We start from the raw sequence: 4,399 nt of genomic DNA, 5'->3' as shown, positions 1-4,399 counted from the left end.
TACCAGGAGGACACTATGACATTTTCATTTCCAACAATAAAAGAGTTTATAAAAATTTTATCAATTGATCGTACAAGCACCATTCAGCACATGAAACAGGAAGGTAAAAATTTTTATTACCTTCCTTCATCTACTGAAGAATGTAGTTGCGCAGTTATTTATGAAGAGGACTCTTTCACTACGTTAATCGAAGCTTTTTCTAACAATTCGGCAGTTGTAATTGTGAACGAAAATCTAGATCCTATATGCTGTGTAACTGCTCAACAAATGATTCCATTTCTTTATAAGTCTTACAATGATCTGCTAGCTTTTTATAACACTGTCATTCAAACGACTGATTCTTCTGTTACCGTCATTGATGAGAAAGAATGCGTTCGTACGTGGACAGATGGCGCTGAAAAAATATTTTCAGTCAAACATAACGAAATTATCGGACAACCGATTACACGTTTTTTTGATTATAAAGATTTAGAAATTTTACAATCATTACATGACGGAAAAAGCATAATCGCCCAGTTCCATCAGCCTCGTCCGGATTTGTTCGTATTAATTAATTCAAATCCAGTTTATTGTAACAATGAAATTATAGGAGCAGTCGTTTCTGAAACTGATGTTACAAATCAAGTCGCTTTGAATGAAAAACTATTTAATATGTCGCATGAAATGCACCGATTAGAACAAGAAGTAGCAAAATATAAAGATACATCCGATCCTTTCCTTGCGATGAATGGAAAAAGCCCTGTTATACAACGAACGATTCAATTAGCTAGAAAGGTTTGTTCAGTGAAATCCACGGTTTTAATACTCGGCGAAAGCGGAGTTGGAAAAGAAGTGTTTGCGAAAGCAATTCATGAAGCAAGTGAGACAGCGAATGCCCCGTTTATTTCAATTAACTGCGGTGCAATTCCTGAAGCGTTATTTGAAAGTGAATTATTTGGTTACGAGCGCGGGGCGTTTTCTGGTGCAAATAGTAAAGGTAAGAAAGGAAAAATAGAGCTCGCGCAAGGCGGTACTTTATTCCTTGATGAGATTGGAGAAATGCCGCTTGATATGCAAGTGAAACTTTTGCGTGTACTGCAAGAACGAAAGTATTACCGAGTTGGTGGAGAAAAAGAAATAAATATTGATTTCCGCATTATCGCTGCTACAAATCGTGATTTACAAGAAGAAATGAGAAAAGGAACTTTTCGAGAAGATTTATACTATCGCTTAAACGTAGTAAGCTTGCATATTCCGCCACTACGCGAAAGACGCGAGGATATTATCGAATTAACCTATTCCTTCTTAAACGATTTTTCAATAAACTATAACAGGCCTATTCGCGACTTACCTTCAAGCATTATGCATGAACTGCTTCATTACAATTGGCCTGGTAATATTCGCGAGCTTCGCAACGTAGTTGAAAGACTCGTCGTATTTGCGACAGACGGCATTATAAAACAAGAATATTTACCGTTTCATACAAATGATACCTTAGACAATCATACGGCTCATTCCCTATTACTCAGCAATAATAATACGATTCTTTCTTTACAAGAAGAAATGGATGAGCACGAGAAAAAGGTAATTGAAAGAGCTTTACGCATTTTAGATGGTAATAAATTAGAATGTGCGAAACAACTTGGGGTAACGAGGGCCACTTTATATAACCGTTTAAAAAGACTGGGGTTACAATAACCCCTTCTCCTCCTCTATGTTGGCATAGTTATTGCATAATAATTTGTGTAAACCGAACTAGAGGAGGAATACATATGACGAATAAAGAGAATTTAATTGTTTGTCGTTGTGAAGAAGTTACATACGGACAACTTCAATCGACAATTGCTGAATATAATTGCTCAGCTCGTGAGTTAAAACTAAGAACGCGTGCTGGTATGGGTTTTTGCGGGGGACGTACATGTAGAACAACACTAGATCGAATGATCGAAAACGCTAACCCTGGTACATCTCCTGACGAGATTCCATTAAAATATCAACCACCAGTGCGTGCAGTTACTTTTGGGGCGGTAGGTGAAAATAAATGAATAGAATTATAAATCACCCTATTTTAGGTAGTTTAAATAGTAGTCAGCGTATCAATTTTCAATTTAATGGTCAACAATATGAAGCATATGAACATGAAACGATAGCGGCCGCTCTACTTGCAAACGGAATAAGAACGTTAAGAGTCCATGAAGATAGCGGGACGCCGCGAGGTATTTATTGTAATATCGGACATTGTTCTGAATGCCGCGTGACTGTAAACAATCAAACGAACGTACGAGCATGCTTAACGGCTGTAGAAAACGATATGGTTGTTGAAAGCGGAAAACAGCATCCAAATATCGTGAGAGAGATGGTGAAAAAGCGATGATTGATGTAATTATTATTGGTGCAGGACCAGCAGGATTATCAGCTTCCATCTCTTGTGCACGTTTTGGACTTAACGTACTTGTTATTGATGAATTTATGAAGCCGGGCGGGAGATTGTTAGGACAGTTGCATCAAGAGCCTACTGGGGAATGGTGGAACGGAATAGAAGAATCCAAACGCCTTCACGAAGAAGCAAAATCCCTTTCAGTCGATATTCGGTGCGGTGTTTCCGTCTATAATTTAGATAAAGATGAAAGTTCTTGGTTCGTGCATACAAATATCGGTACGTTAGAAGCACCGTTCGTACTAATTGCTACTGGGGCTGCTGAGTATTCTATTCCCCTTCCTGGCTGGACACTTCCAGGAGTTATGTCAATTGGAGCAGCTCAAGTTATGACAAATGTTCACCGCGTGCAAGTTGGAAAAAAAGGAATCATAATTGGCGCTAACATTTTGTCTTTCGCCATTTTAAATGAATTACAATTAGCTGGAATTAAAGTAGAACATATTGTACTTCCTGAAAAAAGTGAGCTAAGCCAAAAGGCTGGTGAACCAGAAGAAGTTTTGAACTCTCTTTTAAATGCAGCTCACCTCGCTCCTTCTGCTTTTCTGCGTTTAGGTAGCCGTTTTATGAAATATGATTGGATTCGAAAAGCTGGATTAACCTTCTATCCAAATAACGGAATGAAAATAAACGGGACGCCGCTTCATCTTCGTAAAGCTGCGCTTGAAATTATCGGAACAGATCAAGTTGAAGGTGTTCGTGTTGCTAATATTGATTCTAACGGAAATGTTATTAATGGATCAGAAAAGATATATGAGGCTGACTTCGTTTGTATTGCCGGAGGTTTATATCCGCTTGCTGAGCTTGCCGCTGTAGCGGGATGCCCATTCCATTACATTCCTGAACTTGGCGGGCATGTTCCGCTTCATTCAGAAGAAATGGAAACCCCTCTTCCCGGTTTATTTGTAGCTGGAAATATTACTGGAATTGAAAGCGGAAAAATCGCAATGGCGCAAGGAGCTGTCGCGGGTCTATCTATTGCTAAACATGCAAGTGAGAAACGTGACGTAGTCGACCAACAATTACAACAAGCAATGCAAAACGTTCACTCTGTTCGTCAAAAAGCAGCGATTCAATTTAATCCAATGATTGATGTTGGTAGACGGAAGATGAATGAACTTTGGCGTGATTATTCTTCTACATATGCACATACTAAAAAGAGCTGCTGAGATTACTCTCAACAGCTCTTTTCACTACTCATCTGAGTTATTAAATTTCGCTAATGCGTAAATACCTTCTTCATCATCTAATTCAAGTTGCAATCTTGCTGCAAATGAATTGACGTTGTATTCTCGATCAAGTAGTAAGCGTAGTGCTTCGATTAAGTTCGCTTGAATTAATATTTGCTGGCGACCATTTACCTCTACTTCTGCAGAGAAACCGTAGTCATCATCATACATTAGTTCAACTGAAACTTCTTCTGGACCAACTTGTCTTTTTTCAGCGATATATATACAAAGCGCATTTATAAGCTCTTGTTCAGAAATTTTTATTGTTTCCATGCTACTTCATCTGCCTTTTTCTTACGTTGATCCTTGAAGTATTTAAATGCACGAACTGCTAACATTACAATACCAGCCATTACTAACATATTTACCATAAACGCTAATACAGAACCAAGAGCTCCCATATTTGCAAATAAGCTACCCATTAGTAAACCACCAAGACCACCTAGTAATAAGCCTTTCATAAAGCCACCTTTATTACTTTTTGGTGCTGTGTTTGTTGCTTTTGTTTTTGAATCTGTTGTCGTTTTTTGTGAATTTACATTAGAATCTTTTTTGTTTAAATCAACTTTTGAATTTTGACCAGAACTTGGTGTATATGATTTTTTACCAGATTTGTAACTTTTCGCTTCCGCGTGATTTACGAACATAAAGCTACTAGCCCCAAAGATAACCATGAATGCTGTCATTACTGCTACAAGTTTTTTCAACATATTATATCCATTCTCCTTTTATATAGATATATGTGAAATCTATC

At 37.8% G+C, this 4,399-nt stretch carries 6 protein-coding genes; 4 read left to right on the top strand and 2 right to left on the bottom strand.

Annotation, left to right across the window (positions count from 1 at the left end; all coding sequences use genetic code 11):
* The first annotated feature begins 15 nt into the window (after positions 1-15).
* From AB3X49_RS18380 to AB3X49_RS18365, 4 genes are all read left to right on the top strand, one after another.
* On the top strand, positions 16-1,677 hold the full coding sequence (locus AB3X49_RS18380; protein ID WP_002110331.1) for a sigma-54 interaction domain-containing protein: 1,662 nt from the start codon (positions 16-18) through the stop codon (positions 1,675-1,677).
* A gap of 74 nt (positions 1,678-1,751) precedes the next feature.
* Positions 1,752-2,024 (top strand): (2Fe-2S)-binding protein, encoded by a 273-nt coding sequence (locus AB3X49_RS18375; protein ID WP_002065856.1) that lies wholly within the window; start codon positions 1,752-1,754, stop codon positions 2,022-2,024.
* Positions 2,021-2,353, top strand: a complete 333-nt coding sequence (locus AB3X49_RS18370; protein WP_367963863.1) for a (2Fe-2S)-binding protein — start codon at positions 2,021-2,023, stop codon at positions 2,351-2,353. The genes AB3X49_RS18375 and AB3X49_RS18370 overlap by 4 nt, the downstream gene beginning before the upstream one ends.
* A complete protein-coding gene (locus AB3X49_RS18365) occupies positions 2,350-3,585 on the top strand; it encodes an NAD(P)/FAD-dependent oxidoreductase (protein WP_002110337.1) in 1,236 nt (411 codons plus the stop codon). Before AB3X49_RS18370 ends, AB3X49_RS18365 begins: the two co-directional genes overlap by 4 nt.
* A gap of 24 nt (positions 3,586-3,609) precedes the next feature.
* Here AB3X49_RS18365 and AB3X49_RS18360 read toward each other — a convergent pair whose 3' ends face one another.
* The gene (locus AB3X49_RS18360; RefSeq protein WP_002110338.1) at positions 3,610-3,918 is read right to left on the bottom strand and encodes a YxcD family protein; all 309 of its coding nucleotides are present in this window, start codon (positions 3,916-3,918) and stop codon (positions 3,610-3,612) included.
* Positions 3,906-4,355 (bottom strand): hypothetical protein, encoded by a 450-nt coding sequence (locus AB3X49_RS18355; protein ID WP_002012966.1) that lies wholly within the window; start codon positions 4,353-4,355, stop codon positions 3,906-3,908. The genes AB3X49_RS18360 and AB3X49_RS18355 overlap by 13 nt, the downstream gene beginning before the upstream one ends.
* Between the last annotated feature and the right edge of the window lie 44 nt (positions 4,356-4,399).

It is taken from the genome of Bacillus sp. C30, assembly GCF_040838255.1.
Classification (GTDB): Bacteria; Bacillota; Bacilli; order Bacillales; family Bacillaceae_G; genus Bacillus_A; species Bacillus_A mycoides.
Note: the sequence above shows the minus strand (reverse complement) of the source record. Positions and strands in the feature narration are given on the sequence as shown.